At 63.1% G+C, this 22,380-nt stretch carries 22 protein-coding genes and 1 pseudogene; 10 read left to right on the top strand and 13 right to left on the bottom strand.

What is annotated here, in order from left to right; all coding sequences use genetic code 11:
• Positions 1–146: 146 nt before the first annotated feature.
• From LPJGGPFB_RS03110 to infC, 5 genes are all read right to left on the bottom strand, one after another.
• Positions 147–1,514: a sensor histidine kinase gene (locus LPJGGPFB_RS03110; RefSeq protein ID WP_173418687.1), complete on the bottom strand. Its 1,368-nt coding sequence runs from the start codon at positions 1,512–1,514 to the stop codon at positions 147–149.
• Positions 1,511–2,176, bottom strand: coding sequence for a response regulator transcription factor (locus LPJGGPFB_RS03105; RefSeq protein WP_173418686.1), 666 nt, complete (start codon positions 2,174–2,176; stop codon positions 1,511–1,513). The genes LPJGGPFB_RS03110 and LPJGGPFB_RS03105 overlap by 4 nt, the downstream gene beginning before the upstream one ends.
• 7 nt (positions 2,177–2,183) lie before the next feature.
• Complete coding sequence (locus tag LPJGGPFB_RS03100) at positions 2,184–2,909, bottom strand: PepSY domain-containing protein (RefSeq protein ID WP_234902756.1); 726 nt, start codon at positions 2,907–2,909, stop codon at positions 2,184–2,186.
• Positions 2,910–3,042: 133 nt separating this feature from the next.
• Positions 3,043–3,627, bottom strand: coding sequence for a hypothetical protein (locus LPJGGPFB_RS03095; RefSeq protein WP_173418685.1), 585 nt, complete (start codon positions 3,625–3,627; stop codon positions 3,043–3,045).
• A 216-nt stretch (positions 3,628–3,843) separates the two neighbouring features.
• Entirely contained in the window at positions 3,844–4,380 is a 537-nt protein-coding gene (infC, locus tag LPJGGPFB_RS03090) for a translation initiation factor IF-3 (RefSeq protein ID WP_077503129.1), read from the bottom strand.
• A 218-nt stretch (positions 4,381–4,598) separates the two neighbouring features.
• On the opposite strand from infC, the gene LPJGGPFB_RS03085 reads away from it, so the two are divergent.
• Together LPJGGPFB_RS03085 and LPJGGPFB_RS03080 are read left to right on the top strand one after the other, a co-directional pair.
• Positions 4,599–5,408 (top strand): alpha/beta hydrolase, encoded by an 810-nt coding sequence (locus LPJGGPFB_RS03085; RefSeq protein WP_173418684.1) that lies wholly within the window; start codon positions 4,599–4,601, stop codon positions 5,406–5,408.
• Between the two features lie 286 nt (positions 5,409–5,694).
• On the top strand, positions 5,695–6,315 hold the full coding sequence (locus tag LPJGGPFB_RS03080; protein ID WP_173418683.1) for a transglutaminase-like cysteine peptidase: 621 nt from the start codon (positions 5,695–5,697) through the stop codon (positions 6,313–6,315).
• 70 nt (positions 6,316–6,385) lie between these two features.
• On the opposite strand, the gene mbfA is transcribed toward LPJGGPFB_RS03080, so the two are convergent.
• Positions 6,386–7,369: an iron exporter MbfA gene (mbfA, locus tag LPJGGPFB_RS03075; protein ID WP_173418682.1), complete on the bottom strand. Its 984-nt coding sequence runs from the start codon at positions 7,367–7,369 to the stop codon at positions 6,386–6,388.
• Positions 7,370–7,533: 164 nt separating this feature from the next.
• Here mbfA and LPJGGPFB_RS03070 point away from each other — a divergent pair, with 164 nt between their 5' ends.
• Complete coding sequence (locus LPJGGPFB_RS03070; protein WP_173418681.1) at positions 7,534–8,343, top strand: C40 family peptidase; 810 nt, start codon at positions 7,534–7,536, stop codon at positions 8,341–8,343.
• Positions 8,344–8,359: 16 nt separating this feature from the next.
• Here the strand turns inward: LPJGGPFB_RS03070 and LPJGGPFB_RS03065 are convergent, their stop codons facing one another.
• Both LPJGGPFB_RS03065 and efp read right to left on the bottom strand, forming a co-directional pair.
• A complete protein-coding gene (locus tag LPJGGPFB_RS03065; RefSeq protein ID WP_173418680.1) occupies positions 8,360–9,601 on the bottom strand; it encodes an SAM-dependent methyltransferase in 1,242 nt (413 codons plus the stop codon).
• Between the two features lie 285 nt (positions 9,602–9,886).
• Positions 9,887–10,456, bottom strand: a complete 570-nt coding sequence (gene efp, locus LPJGGPFB_RS03060) for an elongation factor P (RefSeq protein WP_065773805.1) — start codon at positions 10,454–10,456, stop codon at positions 9,887–9,889.
• Between the two features lie 177 nt (positions 10,457–10,633).
• Between efp and epmA the strand changes: the two genes are divergently transcribed.
• From epmA to LPJGGPFB_RS03035, 5 genes are all read left to right on the top strand, one after another.
• Positions 10,634–11,686 carry an EF-P lysine aminoacylase EpmA gene (gene epmA, locus LPJGGPFB_RS03055; protein ID WP_173418679.1) on the top strand — a complete coding sequence of 351 codons (1,053 nt, stop codon included), beginning with the start codon at positions 10,634–10,636 and terminating at the stop codon, positions 11,684–11,686.
• Positions 11,683–12,735 carry a lysine-2,3-aminomutase-like protein gene (locus LPJGGPFB_RS03050; RefSeq protein WP_173418678.1) on the top strand — a complete coding sequence of 351 codons (1,053 nt, stop codon included), beginning with the start codon at positions 11,683–11,685 and terminating at the stop codon, positions 12,733–12,735. The genes epmA and LPJGGPFB_RS03050 overlap by 4 nt, the downstream gene beginning before the upstream one ends.
• A 112-nt stretch (positions 12,736–12,847) precedes the next feature.
• Positions 12,848–13,732: an RNA polymerase sigma factor SigJ gene (gene sigJ / locus LPJGGPFB_RS03045; protein ID WP_210264343.1), complete on the top strand. Its 885-nt coding sequence runs from the start codon at positions 12,848–12,850 to the stop codon at positions 13,730–13,732.
• 195 nt (positions 13,733–13,927) lie between these two features.
• Complete coding sequence (locus LPJGGPFB_RS03040) at positions 13,928–15,370, top strand: MFS transporter (RefSeq protein WP_173418676.1); 1,443 nt, start codon at positions 13,928–13,930, stop codon at positions 15,368–15,370.
• Between the two features lie 153 nt (positions 15,371–15,523).
• On the top strand, positions 15,524–16,339 hold the full coding sequence (locus LPJGGPFB_RS03035) for a class I SAM-dependent methyltransferase (RefSeq protein ID WP_173418675.1): 816 nt from the start codon (positions 15,524–15,526) through the stop codon (positions 16,337–16,339).
• Between the two features lie 87 nt (positions 16,340–16,426).
• Here the strand turns inward: LPJGGPFB_RS03035 and LPJGGPFB_RS03030 are convergent, their stop codons facing one another.
• A complete protein-coding gene (locus LPJGGPFB_RS03030; protein WP_173418674.1) occupies positions 16,427–17,092 on the bottom strand; it encodes a YiaD family glycine zipper/OmpA-like lipoprotein in 666 nt (221 codons plus the stop codon).
• Positions 17,093–17,297: 205 nt separating this feature from the next.
• On the opposite strand from LPJGGPFB_RS03030, the gene LPJGGPFB_RS03025 reads away from it, so the two are divergent.
• A complete protein-coding gene (locus LPJGGPFB_RS03025; RefSeq protein WP_173418673.1) occupies positions 17,298–17,936 on the top strand; it encodes an exopolysaccharide biosynthesis protein in 639 nt (212 codons plus the stop codon).
• Positions 17,937–18,018: 82 nt separating this feature from the next.
• Here LPJGGPFB_RS03025 and LPJGGPFB_RS03020 read toward each other — a convergent pair whose 3' ends face one another.
• The 4 genes and pseudogenes from LPJGGPFB_RS03020 to LPJGGPFB_RS03005 form a co-directional block, all read right to left on the bottom strand.
• Positions 18,019–18,366, bottom strand: coding sequence for an antibiotic biosynthesis monooxygenase (locus LPJGGPFB_RS03020; protein WP_173418672.1), 348 nt, complete (start codon positions 18,364–18,366; stop codon positions 18,019–18,021).
• 141 nt (positions 18,367–18,507) lie between these two features.
• Positions 18,508–19,532 (bottom strand): annotated as a pseudogene (locus tag LPJGGPFB_RS03015) (histone deacetylase family protein).
• Positions 19,533–19,754: 222 nt separating this feature from the next.
• Positions 19,755–20,282, bottom strand: coding sequence for a GNAT family N-acetyltransferase (locus LPJGGPFB_RS03010; protein ID WP_173418671.1), 528 nt, complete (start codon positions 20,280–20,282; stop codon positions 19,755–19,757).
• Between the two features lie 2 nt (positions 20,283–20,284).
• The gene (locus tag LPJGGPFB_RS03005; protein WP_173418670.1) at positions 20,285–20,863 is read right to left on the bottom strand and encodes a helix-turn-helix domain-containing protein; all 579 of its coding nucleotides are present in this window, start codon (positions 20,861–20,863) and stop codon (positions 20,285–20,287) included.
• 209 nt (positions 20,864–21,072) lie between these two features.
• Here LPJGGPFB_RS03005 and LPJGGPFB_RS03000 point away from each other — a divergent pair, with 209 nt between their 5' ends.
• Entirely contained in the window at positions 21,073–22,314 is a 1,242-nt protein-coding gene (locus tag LPJGGPFB_RS03000) for an MFS transporter (protein WP_173418669.1), read from the top strand.
• Positions 22,315–22,380 lie beyond the last annotated feature (66 nt).

Below are 22,380 nucleotides of genomic sequence, written 5' to 3'. Positions count from 1 at the left end.
TCGAAACGGACAGACGAGGTCCATTTCCAGCGTTAAGAACGGCCACGGCATGCCCTGCCGGACCGTTCGGACGGGGGCTTATACCCGGACATCCCCAAAAGCGCAACTGCGGAATCGAAGAAGCGCTGCAGAAGCGACAGGCCGCATCAAACCGGATCGCGCGGACGCTTGCGCCGGCCCACCGTTTCAAAGGTCAGGACCGCCTCCAGCCCGCCGAGCGGCGACTGCCCGAGTGTCAGCGTCGCGCCATAGGCATCGGCGATATCCGCGCTGATGGCAAGGCCGAGCCCGGTGCCGGGCACCTGGCCAGCCTCGCCATCCAAGACGCGGCCGCCCCGCTGCATCACCCTCTCGCGATCGCCGTCGGCGATGCCCGGTCCGTCGTCGCCGACGACGATGTGCAATCGATCGTCGTTGCGCGCGGCAGAAACGCGGATGCGCGAGCGCGCCCATTTGACGGCATTGTCGAGCAGGTTGCCAAGGCATTCCGCCAGATCGGCCGGATCCATATCGAGAGACAGGCCAGGATCGATCGTCACGTCCCAGGCGATGCCACGCTCGGCGGTGACCGGCCGCAACACGCTGACGAGCTTGCCCGCCATGCTGGCGACCGATGTGGTCGCCATGCGCTCGACGCCCATGCGGGCGGCCTGCAGTTGCCGGTCGGCACGCTGGCGTACCAGATCGACCTGCTGCAAGGCCAGCCGGCGTTCGTTGTCGGGCAGGCTTTCGGCAAGCTGGGCAAGCACGGTCAACGGCGTCTTCAGGCCATGGGCGAGATCGCTGGCGCGAGCGCGGGCGCGCTCGACGGCCTGCTCGCGCTCGGCCAGCAGCAGGTTGATCTCGTTGACAACGGGTCCGACCTCGCTGGGGCCGGCCGAACCGAAGTCCTTTTCACCGCCGGCACGCACGAGCGCTGCCCGCTCACGCAGTTTTCGCAGCGGCGCCAGACCGAGTGCGCCCTGCAGGAAGGCCGCGCCGGCAAGCACGGCGGCGGTCGCAAGCAGCATCAGCCGCATCCGCCCGTGAAATGACTCGAGCGCATCGTCGAGCTCCTGGCGACCAAATCCGGCCTGAACGGAAAAGCGTTCGGCGTCGGGGCCATCGCCGAGAGCCAGCGTCTGGGTATGAACAAGCATCGGCGCGCCGTCAGGACCTTCGAGTTCCACAAAGTCTTTGTAATGACCGGCGGAGGGGGTCTTGGGATCGATGACGGTATCCCAAAGGGAACGAGATCGGATCGGCGTGCCCGCTTTCGGCGTGAGCTGCCAGTAACGACCGCCGGCCGGCAGCGAAAAGCGTGGATCCGCCGGCTCGCGCGGCAGAGCGAGTTCGCCGTCCCTGACGACCACCTGGGCGGCAATCGTATCGACGGTTGTGATCATTTCCGCGCGATAGCGGCCGACGACATAATCGGTAAAAAGGCGAGAAAGCGAGAACCAGACCACCAGCAGCACCACGCCGACGGCAATCAGCGCGCCGATCGCCAGTCGCAGCCGAAGCGAACGGATCATCTGCCGTCGTCCGGCAACAGGTAACCGAAGCCCCGCCGGGTCTCGATCGCCGAACTCTCGGTCTTCTTGCGCAGCCGCGCAATCATCGCCTCGACAGCATTCTTGGCCGCGTCGTCCTCTCGACCCTGCACGTGACTTGCCAGTTCGAGCTGCGTCAAAACCTGGCCCTTGCGCTCCATGAACAGCGCGATCATGCGGTACTCGAGCGGGCTCAACTCCAGAACCTGACCGTCGAACGTGACCCGGCGCGTCGTTTCATCAAGGGTGAAGCGTCCGGCGGAGCGCACGGATTGCAGTCGCGGACCGGCGCGTCTGAGCAGCGCGCGCAACCTCGCGACCAGTTCTTCGGCCCGAAACGGCTTCGGCAGGTAGTCGTCGGCCCCGGCGTCGAAACCGTCGACCCGCTCCATCCAGGAGCCGCGCGCCGTCAGCACCAGCACCGGCGTTTCCAGCCCTGCCTTGCGCCAGCGCTTGAGGATCGACAGGCCGTCCATGCCCGGCAGGCCCAGATCGAGAATGATCGCGGCATAGGTGCCGTTTTCACCCTGCTCCCACACGTCGGGACCATTGGCCAGCGTATCGACGCCGTAACCTTCGGCCTCCAGCTTCGTCACCACATGGGTGGCGATGTTGCGATCGTCCTCCGCCAGAAGAATGCGCATTCTGTCCTCAGAATCCGAATATGTTCATGAATTTTCCCGTGCGCGCATTGATACGCAGATTTCGGATGGTGCCCTGCCGGTCGCGCGTGCGCAGCCGGTAGACTTCGCCATTGTTTCTCAGATCCACAGCGATGACTGCGCCGTATTTGTCCTCGTCGACGAGCCGCAGCACATCTTTCAACGCCAGGATGCGCCCCTTCTCGACGCCGTCGCGAGCCCGTTCCTGATCGCTGCGCCGGCCGCGGCCGGAGTTGTCGTCATCGTCATCGTCATCGTGACCGCCGCCAGGCCCGCTGTTGTCGTCGTCATCGCCGCCGCCGCGACCGCTGCGGTCGTCGTCGGAATCATCGCCGCCGTGGCCGCTGGACCCGCTCGACCCGCTACCGCCGCTGCTGCCACTGCTGCCGCTGCCGCTGCTGTCGTCATCATCGCGACCGTCCTTGGCAAAGGCGGAAATGCCTGCCACCTGCGGCGCAAGCGACAGCAGCAACGAGCAGCAGGCCATCGCAATCAGATTTCGTCGCGTCATCGGCATGGTTTCGTCCAGTTCCACATTTTCAAACCTTTGCGAAAAACGCCGCGTCCTTCGCGACATCGTCCGGCGGCCCGCATTCCGAAGGCGCATTCCCCCAATGCGCTTGTAAAATCCCCTCGCTCGTCTGGCCTCAGACTGATCCCCTGCGCTGCCGAGCGCAAGAGGCCAGATGCGTGGGCAAGACATGGAAAAGCGCATGACCCCCTGCGTCGGTTCCGGCGCAGGGGGTCATGCGTTCCTTGGGCCAATCCGCTGGGCGGGCGTTAAGCGGAAGGAGCCCATCATTCCGGTGCACTACGGGGGCGGATGCACCGGACATTCGTTGTTCAGATCAGCGAGCCGAAGCCGGCACGATCGAAACGCTGGTAATGGGACCCGGATTGCGGCGGGCATCGCCACCATGCGGCTTGACCGTCACCACGCGCTGACCGTGTTCGAACTCGACTTCCACCTCAAGCGCACGGCCGAGATTGTCGACTGCAACCAATGAGCCGTCGCGCAGTCCGCGCAGGCTGTCCTCGGAAACGCTGAGTGTGACTTCGTCACGGTCATTGCGGTCATTGTCGCGATCATCGTCCGCATCATCGTCATTGGCATTGTCATGGCCGTGGCGACCGCGATGATCGTTGTCATCATCGTTGTCGTTGTCGTTGTCATCATGATCGCTGCCGCGGCCGCTGTTGCCGCCGTGATCGTCCCGATCGTCGTGGCTGCGATCTTCGCTGCTGCGGTCGTCGCCGCCACGATCATCACTGCCGCCACGACCGCTGTTGTCGTCGTCGCCGCTGGCAAGTGCGGACATGGCAAATGGATGCGCCGGACCGGTGGCCACCAGCGAGAACCCGACAGGCGCCGAGACGAGGCCGCAAACGCCCATGGTGGACACAAGCAAAGCTTTTCGAAGCGTGACGTACATGATTTTCGTCCTTCTCCTGAATTCGATGACGCCAGATTGCCATGCCGCCGCTGACAGCTCGCTGAGGCCGGTTGTCAGCATTCTGTCAGCGAGGCGAAGAGAATGACGCCACTGGAGATCGTTTGGGACATCGGGATGCGCTCAAACGCAAAAAGCCGCCCCAAGGGCGGCTTCCTACCTGATACGGTGCACGGACGATCCGTCCGACAGCGGCGGTCAACGCGGAGCGAGGACCATCATCATCTGGCGGCCTTCGAGCTTCGGCTCGGCTTCGACCTTGGCAATCGTCTGGGTGTCGTCCTTGACCTGAAGCAGGAGCTTCATGCCGAGTTCCTGGTGCGCCATTTCGCGACCGCGGAACTTCAGGGTCACCTTGACCTTGTCGCCTTCTTCGAAGAAACGATTCATCGCCCGCATCTTCACTTCATAGTCATGCGTGTCGATGTTGGGACGCATCTTGATCTCTTTGATCTCGACGATCTTCTGCTTCTTGCGCGCTTCGGCCGCCTTCTTCTGGTTGGCGTATTTCAGCTTGCCGAGATCGAGGATCTTGCACACCGGCGGTTCGGAGTTCGGTGCGATCTCAACCAGATCAAGACCGGCCTCTTCCGCCATGCGGAGCGCCTGGTCGATCGGGACGGCACCGATATTCTGGCCTTCGGCATCGATAAGCTGAACCCGGGGTACCCGGATTTCCTTGTTTGAGCGCGGTCCCTCCTTGACGGGGGCGTCCGTTTTGAACGGTCTGCGAATGGTCGTACTCTCCTCGAGCTGTTTCCGAAATGCGGTTCAATTAATAGTCGGCGCGGCCTTGGCCGAAATGCTTCAATCTGCCGCCGACGGCAATGTGTGAATTGCGACGCGAGAGTCAATAGCATGGCTTGCAGGGAAAATCACCACCTGTCGAAGCCAAGACGAATCTGTTTTAGAAAGAAATTCGCCGCCAATCCGGGCATTTGGAGAGAATTGCGATGCAAACGACGACAGCCGAAACCGAAACGACCTTCATCGAGGTTGGCAAGGATGCCGCCCGTCGCCGCATCGCCATGCGGATTCTGCGTGCGCAAAAGCCTTCCGAAAGGCCGGCTCTCGTGTGGCTCGGCGGTTACCGCTCCGACATGACGGGCACGAAGGCCGTCGCGGTCGAACACCTGGCGAGAGACCGCGCAACCGACTGCATCCGCTTCGACTATTCCGGCCATGGCGCCTCCGGCGGCGCCTTTAAGGACGGAACGATCTCGCGTTGGCTGGAAGAGAGCCTTGCCGTGGTCGAACACGCGGCGCCCAAGCAACGCCTGATCCTGATCGGCTCGTCGATGGGCGGCTGGATCGCCCTCAGGCTGATCCAGGAACTGCGCCTGCGTGGCATGGGCGAGCGCGTCGCCGGGCTGGTGCTGATCGCCCCCGCCCCCGACTTTACCGCCGACCTCATCGAACCGAACCTGACCGAGACAGAGCAGCGCTCGCTTGAAGAGCGCGGCTATTTCGAGGAACGGTCCGAATACAGCCCCGAGCCCAACATCTATACACGCGCCCTGATCGAGGATGGCCGCGACAACCGCGTGCTCGTCGGCACGATCACCACCGGCTGCCCGGTTCACATCCTCCAGGGCATGCGCGACCCCGACGTCCCCCACACGCACGCGCTGAAACTGATGGAGCATCTGCCCGCAGACGACGTCGTCATGACGCTGATCCGCGACGGCGACCATCGTCTTTCGCGCGAGGAAGACATTGCTAAAATGAAGCAGGCAATCGGCAACATGCTGCCTTCGGTTTAAGCCGCAAGGACGGCGCGCGACACCCCTTCTCCCCCCGATTTTCGGCTCCATGCGCTGCAGATCCCCTGCGGTGCAGGGCTTTGCGCTGCTTTCCGGCAACGACTTTAACCATAAAGTCCAATGCCCGAATCAGTAGATTGACTCTCCGACCCCAACGCTATTAACTCTTTATTAACGATTAGAGCAGCGTGAGGCGGAAGACCTGAACAAGCTGCCCGCAACTCAGGATTGCGCGAATACGTCCGAACATGAGAGTTCGGCATACCGCGTTACGCAGGGGACATGAATGGCGTCTTGGACTGGAGTTAAGGGAAGTATCGCGGCGTTTTGCGCACTTTTCATTTCAGCGAACACGGCAATTCCCGCACAGGCGGGATCCACTCCTTGGATGCAGACTGGCTCGGTTACGTCGCAGCCGATCGGACATTACGAGTTCTGCCAGAAGCACAAGGGCGAATGCAACGTCAAGTCGAAGGCGACCGTGGCACCGCGCGTCACCGAACGCGGCTGGGCGACGATCCGTCAGGTCAACGCCCAGGTGAACCGGGAGATCACACCGGTCACCGATCAGGAGCTCTTCGGCAGGGATGAAGTCTGGGCTTACCCGCAAGACGCCGGCGATTGCGAGGACTTTGTCCTCGAAAAGCGCAAGCGCCTGATGCGCAAGGGCTTTTCCGCAGGCGAGCTGCTGATCACCGTCGTTCGCAAACCCGACGGCGAAGGCCACGCGGTTCTGACGGTGCGCACCGCCCAGGGCGACTTCGTGCTCGACAATCTCGAAAACGGCGTGAAGCTCTGGACCCAGACGCCCTACCGCTATCTCAAGCGCCAGGCTTCGTTCAACAGCGGTCGCTGGGTGACCATCGACAACGGAGCGGAACTGGTCGTCGGCTCGGTCGGCAACTGATAGCGCAGCAATAGAGTTTCATGAAAGGGCCGGTCGAACCGGCCCTTCTTCGTTTCAAGCGTACGCCTGATCAGGCATTGCCGATCAGGATGCCCGCGGCCAGCACCAGCCCGCCGCCCAGCACAACCTGGAATGCGGCGCGCAGAAACGGCGTTTCCATATAGCGGTTCTGAATGAACGCGATCGCCCAAAGCTCGAAGAAGACAACGACTGCCGCCGTGATGGTCGCCGTCCAGAAATGCGGAATGAGGTAGGGCAGCGCGTGCCCGAGACCACCGAGCGCCGTCATGATGCCCGAAGCAAGGCCGCGCTTGATCGGCGAACCGCGTCCGGAGAGCTTGCCATCGTCATGGGCCGCTTCAGTGAAGCCCATGGAAATCCCCGCACCGACGGAGGCGGACAGGCCGACGAGAAAGGTCTGCCAGGTATCCTGAGTGGCAAAAGCCGCCGCGAAGATCGGCGCCAGCGTCGATACCGAGCCGTCCATCAGCCCCGCCAGCCCCGGCTGAACGTAAGTCAGGATGAACTGCCGGCGGGCGGTCTGATCCTCCTCCTCGCGCACATCGTTCGGCGTGTGCTTTTCGCCCAGCCTTCGGGCAAGCGATTCATGCGATTTTTCCGCGATGGCGAGATCGCCCAGCAGCTTGCGTGTCGCCGCATCCTGGGTGCGCGCTGCCGCTTCGACATAGAAACGGTGCGCCGTCTCCTCCATTGCCTCGGCTTCCGCGCGCGCCTTTTCGATCGGCATTTCTCCGATCAGCCAGTCGGGCTTGCGATCGGGAAAGTCGCGAACATGCTCGCGGCGGATAAGCGGGATGCGGTTGCCGAAACGCTGCACATGCATGTCGATCAGCCATTGCCGATGATGGCTCTCTTCCTCGGCCATCTCCTCGAACACTTTTGCCGAGTGCGGATATTTTTCTCTGAGCGCATCGGCGTAGGCGAGATAGATGCGGCCATCATCCTCCTCGGAGGAAATCGCCAGCGCCAGGATTTCCTGTTCGTTGAGGGAGAGAAACGGACGTTTGGAGCGGGAGAAGAGACGGGAGAACATCGACGAAAAACCTTCTTTAGAATTATTCTAAAATAGAAACCCCGAGAATGTGCGTCAAGGCCAAAGCCATGCAATCACGCGACAATCACTCGACAGAGTGTCGCGGCTCGGCCACCATATACGTGCATGCGAATCCCTCTCCCGTCGCTGGAGCAATCGCCTCCATGAAGACCATCTACCCGCTTTCCGAAAGCAAGGATACGTTTCTGGACCGGCTTGGCACCCGCATGGCCGCCAGGCTGCAGACGCAGACGCTTGGCTATGAACCCTACACGCCATCCGACCAGGAAACGCTGGCACGCACGCTGCGCCCCGGCGACGTCCTGCTGATCGAGGGCAACCAGAAGGTTTCCGCTGCGATCAAGTATCTGACCCAGTCGACCTGGTCGCACGCGGCGTTTTTTGCCGGCGACCAGATGCCGTTGACGCTGGACCAGGCAACCCTGCCGATCATCGAAAGGCCACAGCTGATCGAAGTGAACATCGGGGAAGGCTGTGTCGCCGTGCCATTGAAGAAATATGCGTCGTTCAACACCCGCATCTGCCGACCGGTGGCGCTGACGCCCGACGACCGGTCCGCGCTGGTCGGCTTCATGATCTCCCGGCTCGGCATGAAGTACGACCTGAAGAACATTCTCGACATGCTGCGCTATTTCATGCCGGCACCGCCGGTGCCGGTGCGCTGGCGACGACGCCTGCTGGCGCTCGGCTCCGGCGATCCGACGCGGGCGATCTGCTCGACGCTGATTGCCGAAGCCTTCGAGCAGATACGATACCCGATCTTGCCGGAGGTTACGCGCGCACCAGGGCGGGCATCGGCAACCTCCACCTATTCACGCGAAGAAATCCTGCATATCCGCCATTACTCGCTCTACACGCCGCGCGACTTCGACCTCTCGCCGTTCTTCTCGATCGTCAAGCCGACCCTCGAATTCGGCTTCGACTACAAGCGACTGCGCTGGAACGGAGACTGACCGGCAGAAAAGCCGGTCAGATGTTGAGGTCGAGCGCCTGCTCGCGTTCTATGAAGTCGCGCTGGCGGTCGGTGATGTAATCGCGCACGATCGGCGCCGCGTCGCGCGACCGCGACAGCTGCATGTGGAAGACGAGTTGGCTTCCGGTGCGAAACATCATCTCGGCGCTGATCAGATAGAACTCCCACATGCGGGCAAAGCGCTCGTCATACATCGCGATCACCTTGTCGCGGTTGGCTTCGAACCGCGCGCCCCAATGCGCCAGCGTGGTGGCGTAATGCACCCGCAGGAATTCGAGATCGGAGACCCAGAGGCTGTTGCGCTCGACAACGTCGAAGACCTCGGAAAGTGCCGGCGAATAGGCGCCGGGGAAGATGTACTTGCGCAGCCACGCGCTCGCCATGCCCGGCGGGCTCATGTGACCGATCGAATGCAGCACGGCCACGCCGTCATCCGGCATCAAGGCATTGAGTTTCTTGAAGAACTCGTCGTAGTGATGCACGCCGACATGCTCGAACATGCCGACGGAAACAATACGGTCGAATGGCCCCTGAACATCGCGGTAGTCCTTGAGTTCGAAGCGAACGCGGTCGGCAAGCCCTGCGGCCTTTGCCCTTTGGGTCGCCAGCGCCTGCTGTTCCTTCGAAAGCGTGACGCCAAGCACCTCGACGTTTTCGAGCTTGGCCAGGTACATGGCCAGATCGCCCCAGCCGGAACCGATATCGAGCACCTTCATGCCCGGCTCCAGGCAGAGCTTGGAAGCGAGCAGGCGCAGCTTGTTGCGCTGGGCCTTTTCCAGGCTCTCGTCCGGCTCGCGGAAATAGGCGCAGGAATAGAGCATGTTCTCGTCGAGGAACAACTTGTAGAAGTCGTTACCGAGGTCATAGTGATGGGCGACGTTCTCCTGTGCCTTGCCCTTGGGATTGGCCTGCTGGCGCTTGCGGAAGCGCATCTTGATCGCGCGCAGCACCTTCTGGATCGGGTAGGAGCCGAGCGACAACCGGTTGATCGAAAACAGCGTCAGGAAATCCTTGAGCGTCGAGCCTTCCTCGAAGCGCATGGTGCCGTCCATATAGGCCTCGCCGGCCGCCAGCTCCGCATTGAAGACGAGGCTGCGATAGAGCTTCTTGTCGGTGAGCCGCATCGTCACGTGAGGTCCGGGCTCGCCGGAGAAAATGTGCCTCTTGCCATCGGCGTCGATCACCGTCAGGCGACCCTTGCGAATGAACGACTTCATCATGTGCGACAATGGAAACATGCGGACCCTCTCGTGACAGAAACGTCGGTGCGCCGGCATCCTAGCACCCGTTTTTCGAAATGCTCCCCCTAAATTTGTGGTTGCTTATCGAGCCTTTGGCACGGCCTGCAGGTCACGGCGCGCGCCGACGCGCACGGAACGCCGTGGCCGCGCAAAGGGTTCTGCCCCCTGGGATGTCAACGACCAAGGAAAAGGTCTGTCGAAGAAACGACGACGGGGACGGCAGGTTCTACCTGCCGTCCCCGTTTCATGCGATCGTTCGATCGTGCCGGTCTTCAGACCGTGTCAGTCCTTGGCGCGCTCGACATAGGAGCCGTCTTCGGTCGCGATGACGACGCGGGTGCCGGCCTGGATATGCGGCGGCACGAGCGTGCGGACGCCGTTCGAAAGAACCGCCGGCTTGTAGGACGACGATGCCGTCTGGCCCTTGACGACCGGCTCGGTCTCGGTGATTTCGAGCGTCACGTGACGCGGCAGGTCGATGGCGATCGCCAGGCCTTCGTGGATCGAAAGAATGCAGGCCATGCCTTCCTGCAGGTAGGCCTTGAGGTCGCCGATGTCGTCGGTGGTCATGACCAGCTGGTCGTAGCTTTCCGGGTTCATGAAGTGGAAGCCTTCACCATCTTCATAAAGGAAGGTGTGCTCGCGATCTTCGACGAAGGCGCGCTCGACCTGCTCGGTCGTGCGGTAGCGCTCGGAGACCTTCACGCCGTCGGAAATGCGGCGCATGTCGACCTGGGTGACCGGCGTGCCCTTCCCCGGATGGAAGTTCTGCGCGGTAAGAACGACATAGAGCTTGCCGTCAACGTCGAGAACGTTGCCCTTGCGGACAGATGAAGCGATGACCTTGACCATTAGTCTTCCTTGTAACAGAGGTATGCGCGACACGGCGCGCCGGGAAAGCCGGCCCCGAAAGACGCGAAAATATGATATCGCGCCGCCACTACCCTAATTTCGTGCAAATAGCCAGCCTGCGCCGGCATTGGCGCGAAGAAAGCCCTGGGGCGCGAAGAAAGCCTGGACCGAACGACCATGTCGCATGCCTCACCCTGGTGGACGCCTGATGTCCATGCCGACCGGCGTCCGTTTCTTCTCGGGCGCAACCGGATCCAGTCGGCTTTGCGCCGGTTCTTCGACGCGCGCGACTTCATCGAAGTCGACACCGCGACGCTGCAGATTTCACCCGGCAACGAGGCTCACCTGCACGCCTTTGCCACCGAGGCGCTCAACCATGACGGCTCGGCCCATCCGCTCTATCTGCACACTTCGCCCGAGTTTGCCTGCAAGAAGCTGGTCGCCGCCGGCGAGAAACGCATCGCCTGCTTTGCCCATGTCTATCGCAACCGCGAACGCGGGCCGTTGCACCATCCTGAGTTCACCATGCTCGAATGGTATCGGGCCGGCGAGACCTACGAGACGCTGATGCGTGACTGTGCCGAGATCCTGGCGCTCGCGGCGGAGACGACGGGCACGCACCAGTTCACCTTCCAGGGCCGCACCTCAGACCCCTTCGCCGAGCCGGAACGGCTGGCGGTGGCCGAAGCCTTCGCGCGTTTTGCTGGCATCGACCTGCTCGCCTCGATCGCGCCCGATGGCGGAACCGACCGCGAGATGCTCGCCGCCGCCATGAGATCGGCGGGCCTGCGGGTTGCCGCCGACGACACCTGGGCGGATCTCTTCAGCCGCGTGCTTGTCGAAAAGGTCGAACCGCATCTTGGCTTTGGCCGCGCCACGATCCTCGATGAATATCCCGTTGCAGAAGCAGCCCTTGCCCGGCCGACCGCGCGCGACCGCCGCGTCGCCGAACGCTTCGAGCTCTATGCCTGCGGTGTCGAACTCGCCAATGCCTTCGGTGAACTGACCGATGCTTCCGAGCAGCGCCGGCGCTTCGAGATGGAAATGGCGGAAAAGTGCCGCGTTTATGGCGAAACCTACCCGCTCGACGAGGACTTTCTGGCAGCGCTCGCCATTATGCCCGAAGCCAGCGGCATCGCGCTCGGCTTCGACCGTCTGGTCATGCTGGCGACCGGTGCGACGCGCATCGACCAGGTGCTCTGGGCGCCGGTGGCGGAGACGGCATCATGAACGTCCACCGCCCGATCAAGACGGCCGGAGAACTCGTCGACGCCGGCCTTGTCGAACCGTCGCAGCACGGCGCCGTTTCGCGTGTGGCCGAGCGCTATGCCGTGGCCATCAGCCCGGCGATCGCAAAACTCATCGACCGTAACGACCCGAACGACCCGATCGCCCGCCAGTTCGTGCCGGATGCCGCCGAGCTGACGCTGTTGCCCGAGGAGCGCGAGGACCCGATCGGCGACAAACCGCATAGCCCCGTTGCCGGCATCGTCCACCGCTATCCCGATCGCGTGCTCTTGAAGGCGGTGCATGTCTGCCCGGTCTATTGCCGCTTCTGCTTCCGCCGCGAAATGGTCGGCCCGCAGGGACTGGGCACGCTGACGCCGGCCGAACTCGACGCGGCGATCGCCTATATCACTGAGCATGAGGAGATCTGGGAGGTCATCCTCACCGGCGGCGATCCGCTGGTGCTGTCGCCGCGCCGTCTTGCCGAAATCATGGAACGGCTGAAGCCGATCGACCATGTCAAGATCGTCCGCTTTCATACGCGCGTGCCAGTGGTCGAGCCCGAGCGCATCAATGCCGATCTTGTCGCGGCGCTGAAGGCGAGTGGCAAGGCGACCTATGTGGCGCTGCATGCCAACCATCCGCGTGAACTGACGCGGGAAGCGCGCGACGCCTCGGCCCGGCTGATCGATGCCGGCGTCGTCATGGTCAGCCAGTCGGTGCTTCTGAAAGGCGTCAACGACGATGCGGACGTGCTGGCCAGCCTGATGCGCGCCTTCGTCGAAACCCGGATCAAGCCCTATTATCTGCATCATCCGGACCTTGCGCCCGGCACCAGCCACTTCCGGCTGTCGATCGAGGAAGGCCAGGCCCTTGTCGCGTCGCTGCGCGGCCGGGTCTCCGGCCTTTGCCAGCCGGCCTATATCCTCGACATTCCCGGCGGCCACGGCAAGGCAGTGATTAGCGCCGCGTCGATCGCGGCGGACGGCGGCGGCTGCTACACCGTCACGGACTTCCGCGGCAAAGAGCACACCTACCCGGCAAAGATCTGAGAAAATTTTCAAGACGCGTCACAGCTGCGAAATGCCAATCGTCAGATGGTCACGAGCAACGATCGCGGCCATCGGCCGTTTGAACTGTAACCAAGGCGCTGAGATGGGTGGCATGAACAGTATCGATATCTTTGAAGCGGCGCGTCCGCGCCTTCTCGGCCTTGCCTACCGCATCCTCGGGTCGCGCGCGGACGCGGAAGACGCGGTGCAGGACACGTTCGTCAAGTGGCAGGAAGCCGATCAAAAGGCGATCGAAACGCCGGCCGCCTGGCTGACGACGGCCTGCACCCGCCGCTGCCTCGACCTTTTGAAGGCGGCGCACCGCAAGCGCGTCGATTATGTCGGGGCCTGGCTGCCGGAGCCGATCCACACGGCAAGCGAAGACAATGCCGAGGAAAAGCTGGCGCTCACCTCGTCGCTCACCACCGCTTTCCTCCTGATGCTGGAGCGGCTGACGCCGAAGGAGCGAGCTGCCTATCTGCTGCACGAGATCTTCGGGCAACCCTATGAGGAGGTTGCCGAAACGCTCGACATGCAGGAGGCAGCAGCGCGCAAGCTGGTGTCGCGCGCCAAGAGCAATATCGGGGTGGAAAAGAGCCGTCACCAGACGCCGCGCGAACGCCAGGACGAATTGCTGTCAGCTTTTCACGCGGCGATCCACGGCGGCAACATTGCCAGCCTTTCGAGCCTGCTCTCCGCCGACGTGCGCCTGACGGCCGACGGCGGCGGCAAGGTGGCGACCGTGCTCGGCGTGCTCGCTGGCAAGGAGACCGTGGTTGCCTTCATCGCTGACCGGCTCACCGAATACTGGGCGCACTACGTCTGGGAAATCGCTGAGATCAACGGCGGCCGCGGCATAGTGCTCCGGGGCGAGACCGAAAATGATATCGCCGCCAGCGTTTCCTTCGGCTATGACGGCGATGGAAACGTCAACGATATCTTCATCGTTCGCAATCCGGACAAGCTCACCCATCTCGGTGACGCTGCGGTCCATTGACTTAGAACATTTCCAGGGAAAAGCGCGAGGCGGTCTTCCGCCGGGACATGCGTGGCAACAAACGGATAGAGCGGCTCCCCGGCCCTGTTCAAGGCGGGAGCGTTCTCTTGCGACCGAAGGGTCATGTCGACGGGCGCGGACAGATGCGCCGCAGTCGACATGCACCGTCGTGACGCACAGGAAAGGCGCAGACATATGCTCGACAAGGCACCTGAAACCACCGAGAAGGCCGAGAGCGGCTGGCTCGCGCTGCTGTCTGGCGAAAACGCCATCCATTCCATCGTTTTGAGTGGCGGCGTAGCGCTGCATGCCCTCAACATCTATGTCGTCACCACCATCATGCCGTCGATCGTGCGCGAGATCGGCGGGCTCGAATATTATGCCTGGAGCACCACAGTCTTCGTCGCTGCCTCCATCCTTGGCGCGGCGCTCTCGGCCCGGCTGCTTGCCGCCGTCGGCGCCGGATCGGCCTATGCGATCGGCGCGCTTGTCTTCGGGCTCGGCACGCTGCTCTGTGCCTCCGCCCCCGATATGCTGTTGCTGCTCGGCGGCCGGGCAATCCAGGGCTTTGGCGGCGGCCTGCTCTACGCGCTTGCCTATGGCGTTATCCGCCTGGTGTTTGCTCCTGTTCTCTGGACCCGCGCCATCGGCCTGATCTCGGCGACCTGGGGCACGGCAACGCTGATTGGCCCGGCCGTCGGCGGCATGTTTGCGGAGTTTGCCACCTGGCGCGCGGCCTTCTGGTCGCTGCTGCCGCTGACCGCACTTCTGGCGGCGCTGGCCTTCTGGACATTGCCGCGCAACGCCTCGTCCGAAGGCAGCCGCAGCCCGCTGCCGGTGCTGCAGCTCCTGCTTCTCATCGGCATTGTCCTTGCGCTGTCGATCGCCAGCACGTTGCCCACCTCGGGCGAACAGCTCGCCTCGGTCGGCGCGGCCGTCGTGATGTTCGCCGTGCTTCTCTTCGCCGAACGCCGGGCCGTCGGCAAGCTCCTGCCGACCGGCAGCTTCACCATAACCGCCCCACTGGCAGCCCTTTATGCGACGATCACGCTTCTGATGATCGGCATGCAGCCGGAGATCTACGTGCCTTATCTGCTGCAGGAACTGCATGGGCTGTCGCCACTTGTAGCCGGCTACATCGCCGCGCTGATGTCGATCGGCTGGACCACCGGATCGATGACGAGCGCGCACTGGCATGGCGACAGGGCGCAGCGCACGATTTTCGCCGGACCAGGCTTCGGCTTTGCCGGCCTGGCGCTGATCGCCGTGTTCATGCCGATGACCGGTTTCGGCTTCGCTACCATCGCAATACCGCTGTCCATCGGCATCATGGCGGTCGGCTTCGGCATGGGCTTCGCCTGGCCGCATATCGTCACGGCCGTCTACGAGCTGGCGCCCAAGGGCGAAGAGGAGAAGGCATCGAGCTCGATCACCACCGTGCAGCTTTTCGCCGCTGCCCTCGGCGCCGCGCTTGCCGGCCTGACCGCCAACCTGGCGGGTATCGAGGCGAGCAGCGCCGAAGGCGTCGCGCGCGCGACGCAGTGGCTCTTCTGGCTGTTTGCGCTGGCACCGGCGCTGGCGATGCTGACGGCGAGGCGCGTCCGACGGGCGCGAGCGGCAAGAGCCGCTGACGCGTAAGACGCAGATCTGCGCCGTCGCCTCCTCGGCCGCCTGTCCTGCATAAACCCTTAAATCGAAGCGGATTCGGGGATAAAATATGCGGCAGGCTTGAAGCGCTGCGACGTCCTCTGCGGGTCCTATCGGACACGCGGCACTTTAGTGGAGGAAACGATGGATGCCGACGGGATCGGCCTGAGCGGTGCTCGGGAAACGCTGCTGATCACTCTGCAGGCAAAGGCCGCCGAAAGCGCGCTGCCCGATTCGTTGCTCGGCGACCGGTTCGCCGCCGATGCCATGCGGCGGCTCGGGCAGGCGGCACCACATCTCGACGTCAGCCACGACATGACGATCGGCATCGCCATGCGCGCCTATCTGGTCGACCAATGGACGCAATCCTTCATCACCCGGCACCCGGATGCCACCGTCCTCCATCTCGGCTGCGGCCTCGACAGCCGAGTTTTCCGCATCGACCCGGCGCCCGAGGTGCGGTGGTTCGACATCGATTTCCCTGATGTGATTGGCTTGCGCCGCCGGCTCTATCCGGATCGCGCCAACACCACATTGATCGGATCATCGGTGACGGAGGCTGGATGGCTTGCGACCATACCAGACGACAGGCCGGCGATCGTCGTCGCCGAAGGCCTCCTGCCCTATCTGGCGGCAGACGACGTCTACGGCCTGCTCCGGCGTCTTGTCGATCATTTGCCCGCTGGCGAGATCGTCTTCGACGGATACAGCCATCTCGGCCTGCATTTGCTGCGCTTCAATCCGGCCATCCGCGCCACGGGTGCCGCGCTTTCCTGGGGTATCGACGATCCCCGCATGCTGGAGCGCCAGGTGCCGGGTCTCAGCCTTTTGGAAGAGGTCACGGCCTACGATCCGGGCCAGATCGACAGGATGTCGGCCGCCGCCCGCATCGCCGTCCACGTCTTCAGCATGGTTCCCACCCTGCACCGGATGGGGCGGCTCTTGCGCTACCGCTTCTGACGCCACTGCCGCTGAGTTACCCGAAAAGAAGAAGGGCCGCACCGGTTGCGGCGCAACCCTTCGATATCAGCGATCGATGCGATCCGATCAGCCCTGCTTGATCGGCGCGATCGAGATTTCGACGCGGCGGTTCTGCGCCCGGCCGGCTTCAGTGCTGTTGGAGGCGACCGGCCGTTGCGGGCCGAAGCCCATGGTGGCCATGCGGCGCTGGTCGACGCCCTGGCTTGCCAGATAGTTGGCAACGGACGCGGCGCGGCGCTCGGAGAGGCCCTGGTTGTGCGAGGCGCTGCCGGTGGAATCGGCATGGCCGTCGACGTCGATCAAGGTTCTGTTGAACTTGCGCAGCACGATCGCCACGGAGTTCAGCGTGTCGTAGAAGGCCGGGATTACCTGGTCGCGGTCGGTGGCAAACGTGATGTTCGACGGCATGTTCAGGATGATGCGGTCGCCGGCGCGGGTGACCGAAACGCCGGTACCCTGCAGCTGGGCGCGCAGTTCCGATTCCTGGCTGTCCATGTAGTTGCCGACGAGGCCGCCGCCGAGCGCGCCGATGCCGGCGCCGACGAGCGCTGCATCGCGCCGCCCTGCAGCACTGCCGCCAACGAGAAGGCCGGTCGCCGCACCGAGGCCCGCGCCGATCAGCGCGCCACCGGCCGTGTTCGACATCTTCTGCTCACCCGTATAGGGATCGGTGGTCGTGCATCCCGAGAGATAGATGGCCGCAACAGCCAATATGGCGCATTTCTTGATCATAGAATCAATGGTCCCTATTCGTGCTCTAAAGTGCTTCATACTAGCGATTGCGGCAGGAAGATGAAGAGGCGTCCCACTGATGCCACGGTTTGACGACAAATGGCGCATCGGCCGCAACGAAGTCACGAAACGGCCGGACACTAACCGATCCTTCACACGCCGTTGATAGCAAGGGCGTTCTGGAAAAATCGAGGCGGACGATCTGATGGCAATCGAGTTTGGCGACACGCAACGCAGTCTCAGCGACACGCTGAACGGCATGATCGGCTCCATCCGCGGCAACACGATCACCCTTCGCGACCTGATGACGGGGATCGGCGAACAGGGCTTTCTGCTCTTGTGCGCGCTGTTGACACTGCCGTTTCTGCTGCCGGTTTCCATTCCCGGCGTCAGCACCGTTTTTGGCGCGGCCATCATCCTGATTTCGATTTCGATCACGCTCAACCGCCTGCCCTGGATGCCGCAACGCATCCTCGACCGGCAGATCGAGACGGAAAAACTCGTGCCGACGCTCAAGAAGGGGGCGGCGCTCGTCTCCAAGCTCGACCGTTTCGTGCGGCCGCGCTTCGGCTTCCTGACGCAAGGGGCGCTGATGAACCGTTTCAACGGCCTGATGATCATGGCCGGTGGCGTGCTCCTGATGTTCCCGCTCGGCCTCATTCCGCTATCGAACACGCTGCCGGGCATTGCTATCCTGCTCCTGTCGCTCGGCATCATCCAACGCGACGGGCTGATGGTCGCCGGCGGTTATCTGTTCCTGATTGCCACGACGATCTACTTCACCGTTCTCGCCTACATGGCCTTTGCGGCCGGCCAGGGCCTGTCCACCTTCTTCGTTTCCTAATCCGCATCGCCACAGCGATCCTGACGCGTCACGATCGACGCGCCGGGTGCCAGTCCGGCAGGGAGGTCGGAGCGACGGAATGTCAGGCCGCCTGGAAGCTCTTGTAGCTGGCGGAATCGGTCTCGACCCCGAGCTTTGCCATTAGCGTGGCGCGGTCGATGCCGAGGCTCTGATCGAAGCCGGCGATCGTTGCCGCGACCTTCGGCGCAAACTCTTCGCTTGCAAATTCGATCATGGTGCAGAAGTTGAACTTTCCCGGGCCGGCATGCTGCTCGAGGAACAGATCCTTGACGTAGCCTTCCTGGCTGCGGATGACCGCAAGCGTCTTTTCCACCAGGTCCACGAAATCGGCTCGCGCCGACGCAGGGACGACGAATTTGTTGATGCGATAGAGTGGCGCGATGACGTCAGCCTGTGTGCTGCTGCTCATGAAATTCTCCCTTACGTGTCTCTTCAAGGCCCACCGGCGACCATTCGGCAGCGGGCAGAAACATGCCTACGACCTCAAGCAAAGTTGAGGTCAACAGGGAGTCGGGAAAAATCTTCATTACCGCCTGACGGCCGGAGCAGCTCAGGAGGCAATGCCCTTGAGCACATTGGCGACGTTGAGCCCGATTTCCGGCACGCCATAACCGCCCTCCATACAGACGACAACAGGCAGGGCGGCCTTCTTCAACCGCTCGCCCATGAGAAGATAGTCCTCCGACTTCAGCTTGAATGTCGAAATCGGATCGCGCTCGAAGGTGTCGACACCGAGCGAGACCACCAGCGCTTCGGCGCCGAAGGCTTCGATGCGGTGAAGCGCATCGTCCATCGCGGCCGACCAGGCGGCGAATTCGGTGCCGCGCGGCAGCGGGTAGTTCTTCGTGGAGCCGAGCCCTTCGCCTGCCCCCTCCTCGTCGGCGAAGCCGAGAAAATAAGGGAAGGCGTCGACGGGATCGCCATGCAGGGAGGCGAAGTAGACGTCGCCACGCTCGTAGAAAATGTCCTGAGTGCCGTTTCCGTGATGGAAATCGACATCGAGCACGCCCACCCTGGCGGCACCGAGATCGCGCAGACGCTCAGCGGCGCAGGCGGCATTGTTGATGAACGAATAGCCACCGTAGAGATCGATCGCCGCGTGATGGCCGGGCGGACGACAAAGCGCGAAGGCTGCTTTTGCGCCACCATTGATGTGCTCGGCCGCCGAAAGCGCGCAATCCATCGCCGCTCGCGCGGCCGCATAGGTGCCTTCGGTGATCGACGTTTCCGCGGCAAAGGCGTAGTAGCCAAGTGCGCCGTCGATATCCCTGGGCGGGTGCTGGCGCATGCGGCGGGCAGGAAAGCTGGTCGGGATCGCCTCGCCGCGATAGCCGTCGGCGACCCAACGCGACCAGGCGTTTCGAGGAATTCGAGATAGTCGGCCGCGTGCAGCTTGGCGGCCGTTTCCAACCCATGGCGAGCCGGCGCGACAACGTCACGGAAGCCCGCTTCCTTCACCGCCGCGAGGATCCATTCGGCCCGAAACGGCGCTTCGAACGGCGACACGAGCTCTCCGCCGAACAGTTCGGTCCTGGCGTCACGGAGCTTATGGTCCTCGGAAAAGAAAACGCGCATGGCAATGTCCCGGTTGAGTTGGCGAAGCAAAGAAGCGTCGTCAACCTAGCCCAGGGTCCGGGCCGCTGGCTACCGCCGCGGACACCCCTCATCCGGACTGCCGGCCACCTTCTCCCCGCACGCGGGGCGAAGGAGACATGCGGCAGCCTCCCGTTCACCCTCTCCCCGCAAGCGGGGAGAGGGTCGGGGTGAGGGGCGCATGCAAAAAAAGAGCAACAATCCCTAAGCCGCGATGCGCTTGTAGAAGAGCGTGGTGGCGCAAAGGCCGCCTTCCGGCCACATCGCATAATCGGGGATGACGCCGACGCGCTCCCATCCAAGTCGCGGATAGATCGCTTCGGCTTCGCTGCCGGTTGCCGTGTCAAGCACCAGCAGCGTCTTGCCGCGCCGAGCTGCTTCCTGCTCGACGGCCTGCATCAACAGCCGGGCGACGCCCTTGCCGCGGGCGGCGCGATGGACGAGCAGCTTCTTCAGGTCGCCGCGATGCGGCTGGTTGGGCATCTGCGCGACACCGACCTGGACGGTGCCGACGATCCGCCCTTCGTCTTCGGCGACCATCAACAGCGTTTCCTCGGCGGCGACCGCATCGGCAACGCCCTGCCAGTAGGCGAGCGCTGCCTGCGGCGGATAGGGCTGCATGAAGCCGACGGATGCGCCACCCTCAACGCAATCGGACAGCACTTCGGCAAGCGCCGGCATGGCGGAACGGGCCTCGATTTCCTCGAGGAGACGGATTTTGATGTCAGGCATGGTCAGTTCCTGGTTCGGCTGAGGATAACGGCATAGTGAGCCGGCTCATCATGAGGGTTGTGAAAGACGTGGGCCTGTTCGAGCCCCATGAACAGGCAGTCGCCTGCCTCGAGCACGCAGAGCCCCGATTCCATCGTCAGTTCGAGCCGGCCGGAGAAAAGCCAGAGATGCTGAGTGATGCCGCGGTCGGCCGGTTGCCGCTCGAACACGACGCGCGCGCCCGGAGGAAACTCGACCTCGACGATATCGACCGGCGAGCCGACACCTTCGGGCGAGACCGAGCGGCGCAGATAGCCGGATTCCGGATCCCGCCAAAGTCTTTGATCGGCGCGCCGCGCAACCGGCGAAGCCTGCTCGACCTCAAAGGCGAAGAGCGCCGAGAGCGTGGTCGAGAGTGCGCTGCAGAGCTTTGCCAGCAATTGCGCCGTCGGGCTCACCTCGCCGCGCTCGATGCGCGAGATCATCGCCCGGCTGACGCCCGACCGCGTCGCCAGATCGTCGAGCGTCAGGTTCTGTTCGATGCGCAGCGAACGGACGCGGTCGCCGATGGCCTGTTCGAGTGGATCGGTCATGTTTTCCATTATTTGAGATTGCATTTCTCATATATTGGAGTCAAGACCATAACCATCTGAAAATAGAGGCGGCAGATGCCGCTTTGGCGACATTGCGACGAGGCGATTTCGGCTAAGGTCGGCAACGAGTATCCGAAGCGAAAAGACGTTCCGCCTCAATAATTTAGACGCCCCTCATGCAACAAACCGTTGCGCCTTACGAAACGGATCGGCACGACATGGACAAGCAACCCTCCTCGCTGACCTCGATCGCCAGCATCGTGACGTCGATGACATCCGTGGCGATCGGCAACGGCATGATGCTCGCCTATGTGCCTTTCATGCTCACCCGATCCGATGCGCCGGAATGGGTTCCGGGCGCCGCCGTCACCATGATTGCCTTTGGTGGCCTTGTCGGCTGCGTCATCGCCGGGCCGATGATCCGCCGCGTCGGGCATGCCCGGGCGTTCTCCTGCTCGATGGCGCTCGTCATCCTTTCGGCGCTGACCATCAGCCTCGGCATGCACCCGATCCTCTGGGTGCTCGCCCGCGGCCTCTACGGCGCTGCCGGCAACACCAATTTCATCATCAGCCAGAGCTGGCTCAACCATGCCAGCGACAATCGTTGGCGCGGCAGGGCAATGGCGATGTTCTACATGGCCTATGTGATCGGGCTCGGCACAGGCGCCTGGCTGTTTGGACAGATCCCCGCCGACGGCAATCTGCCGCCGCTCATCACCATTTTCTTCACCGCCCTTGCCATCCTGCCGATCGGCCTCACCCGCCTGCCGACGCCGCCGGCGCCGGCCAAGGTCAGCATCGACATCCCGATGGTCTGGCGCGCTTCGCCCGTCGCCTTCATCGGCGTGCTTGCCGCCGGCGGCCTGTCGATGGTGGTGCAGGGCTTCACGCCGATCTATGCGGCGGCCAACCAGGTCAGCCAGGGCGACGTCGCCAACCTGATGTTCGTGATGCAGCTCGGGCTGATCGCCATCCAGTATCCGATGGGCACGCTGTCGGACCGGGTCGACCGCCGGCTGGTGCTGATCGCCACCTGCCTCATCATCGTTATCGCCGGCTTCTTCGCGCTTTCCGCAACCTTCGGGAATCTCCTCTTGCTGATGGTGGTCTTCGCGCTCTTTGCCGGTGCCGTCGAGACCGTCTATTCCATCGCCAACGCCCATGCCAACGACCGCACCGATCCGGCAGATTTCGTACCGCTGGCAAGCACCATGCTTGTCGCCTGGTCGGTGGCCGCAACCCTGGTGCCAATGCTGGTGACGGTGCTGACGCCGGTGTTCGGGCCACGTACCTTCATCTATGCCGCCATGGCCGTTGCTGCCCTCTACGCGCTGTTCGTGCTTGCCCGCCTGAGGAAACGCGACGAGGTGCCGGCGGGCGAGCGCGAGACCTTCGAACTGAAGAGCGCGCAGATCCCGAATGCCGGTGCGCTGATCGACGCCGAGGCGAGAGCCGAATAACCGCGCGCGCCCTGCGATTTATAGTGAACGAAGCCTTCATTTCCCGCTTTGCGCGGCTTGAAGGCA

This window comes from Ensifer adhaerens (assembly GCF_013283195.1).
GTDB classification, from domain to species: domain Bacteria; phylum Pseudomonadota; class Alphaproteobacteria; order Rhizobiales; family Rhizobiaceae; genus Ensifer; species Ensifer adhaerens_G.
The sequence above is the reverse complement of the archived record's forward strand: the minus strand, read 5'-3'. Positions and strand labels throughout refer to the sequence as shown.

Coding starts and splice junctions, on each gene's coding strand:
- LPJGGPFB_RS03085 (WP_173418684.1), top strand. CDS start 4,599: ATGCAAACGACGACAGCCGAAACCGAAACGACCTTCATCGAGGTTGGC.
- mbfA (WP_173418682.1), bottom strand. CDS start 7,369: ATGTTCTCCCGTCTCTTCTCCCGCTCCAAACGTCCGTTTCTCTCCCTC.
- LPJGGPFB_RS03040 (WP_173418676.1), top strand. CDS start 13,928: ATGCTCGACAAGGCACCTGAAACCACCGAGAAGGCCGAGAGCGGCTGG.
- LPJGGPFB_RS03080 (WP_173418683.1), top strand. CDS start 5,695: ATGGCGTCTTGGACTGGAGTTAAGGGAAGTATCGCGGCGTTTTGCGCA.
- LPJGGPFB_RS03105 (WP_173418686.1), bottom strand. CDS start 2,176: ATGCGCATTCTTCTGGCGGAGGACGATCGCAACATCGCCACCCATGTG.
- LPJGGPFB_RS03025 (WP_173418673.1), top strand. CDS start 17,298: ATGGCAATCGAGTTTGGCGACACGCAACGCAGTCTCAGCGACACGCTG.
- LPJGGPFB_RS03030 (WP_173418674.1), bottom strand. CDS start 17,092: ATGATCAAGAAATGCGCCATATTGGCTGTTGCGGCCATCTATCTCTCG.
- epmA (WP_173418679.1), top strand. CDS start 10,634: ATGTCGCATGCCTCACCCTGGTGGACGCCTGATGTCCATGCCGACCGG.
- sigJ (WP_210264343.1), top strand. CDS start 12,848: ATGAACAGTATCGATATCTTTGAAGCGGCGCGTCCGCGCCTTCTCGGC.
- LPJGGPFB_RS03005 (WP_173418670.1), bottom strand. CDS start 20,863: ATGGAAAACATGACCGATCCACTCGAACAGGCCATCGGCGACCGCGTC.
- LPJGGPFB_RS03065 (WP_173418680.1), bottom strand. CDS start 9,601: ATGTTTCCATTGTCGCACATGATGAAGTCGTTCATTCGCAAGGGTCGC.
- LPJGGPFB_RS03010 (WP_173418671.1), bottom strand. CDS start 20,282: ATGCCTGACATCAAAATCCGTCTCCTCGAGGAAATCGAGGCCCGTTCC.
- LPJGGPFB_RS03100 (WP_234902756.1), bottom strand. CDS start 2,909: ATGCGCTTTTCCATGTCTTGCCCACGCATCTGGCCTCTTGCGCTCGGC.
- LPJGGPFB_RS03035 (WP_173418675.1), top strand. CDS start 15,524: ATGGATGCCGACGGGATCGGCCTGAGCGGTGCTCGGGAAACGCTGCTG.
- LPJGGPFB_RS03110 (WP_173418687.1), bottom strand. CDS start 1,514: ATGATCCGTTCGCTTCGGCTGCGACTGGCGATCGGCGCGCTGATTGCC.
- LPJGGPFB_RS03070 (WP_173418681.1), top strand. CDS start 7,534: ATGAAGACCATCTACCCGCTTTCCGAAAGCAAGGATACGTTTCTGGAC.
- LPJGGPFB_RS03000 (WP_173418669.1), top strand. CDS start 21,073: ATGGACAAGCAACCCTCCTCGCTGACCTCGATCGCCAGCATCGTGACG.
- efp (WP_065773805.1), bottom strand. CDS start 10,456: ATGGTCAAGGTCATCGCTTCATCTGTCCGCAAGGGCAACGTTCTCGAC.
- LPJGGPFB_RS03050 (WP_173418678.1), top strand. CDS start 11,683: ATGAACGTCCACCGCCCGATCAAGACGGCCGGAGAACTCGTCGACGCC.
- LPJGGPFB_RS03020 (WP_173418672.1), bottom strand. CDS start 18,366: ATGAGCAGCAGCACACAGGCTGACGTCATCGCGCCACTCTATCGCATC.
- LPJGGPFB_RS03095 (WP_173418685.1), bottom strand. CDS start 3,627: ATGTACGTCACGCTTCGAAAAGCTTTGCTTGTGTCCACCATGGGCGTT.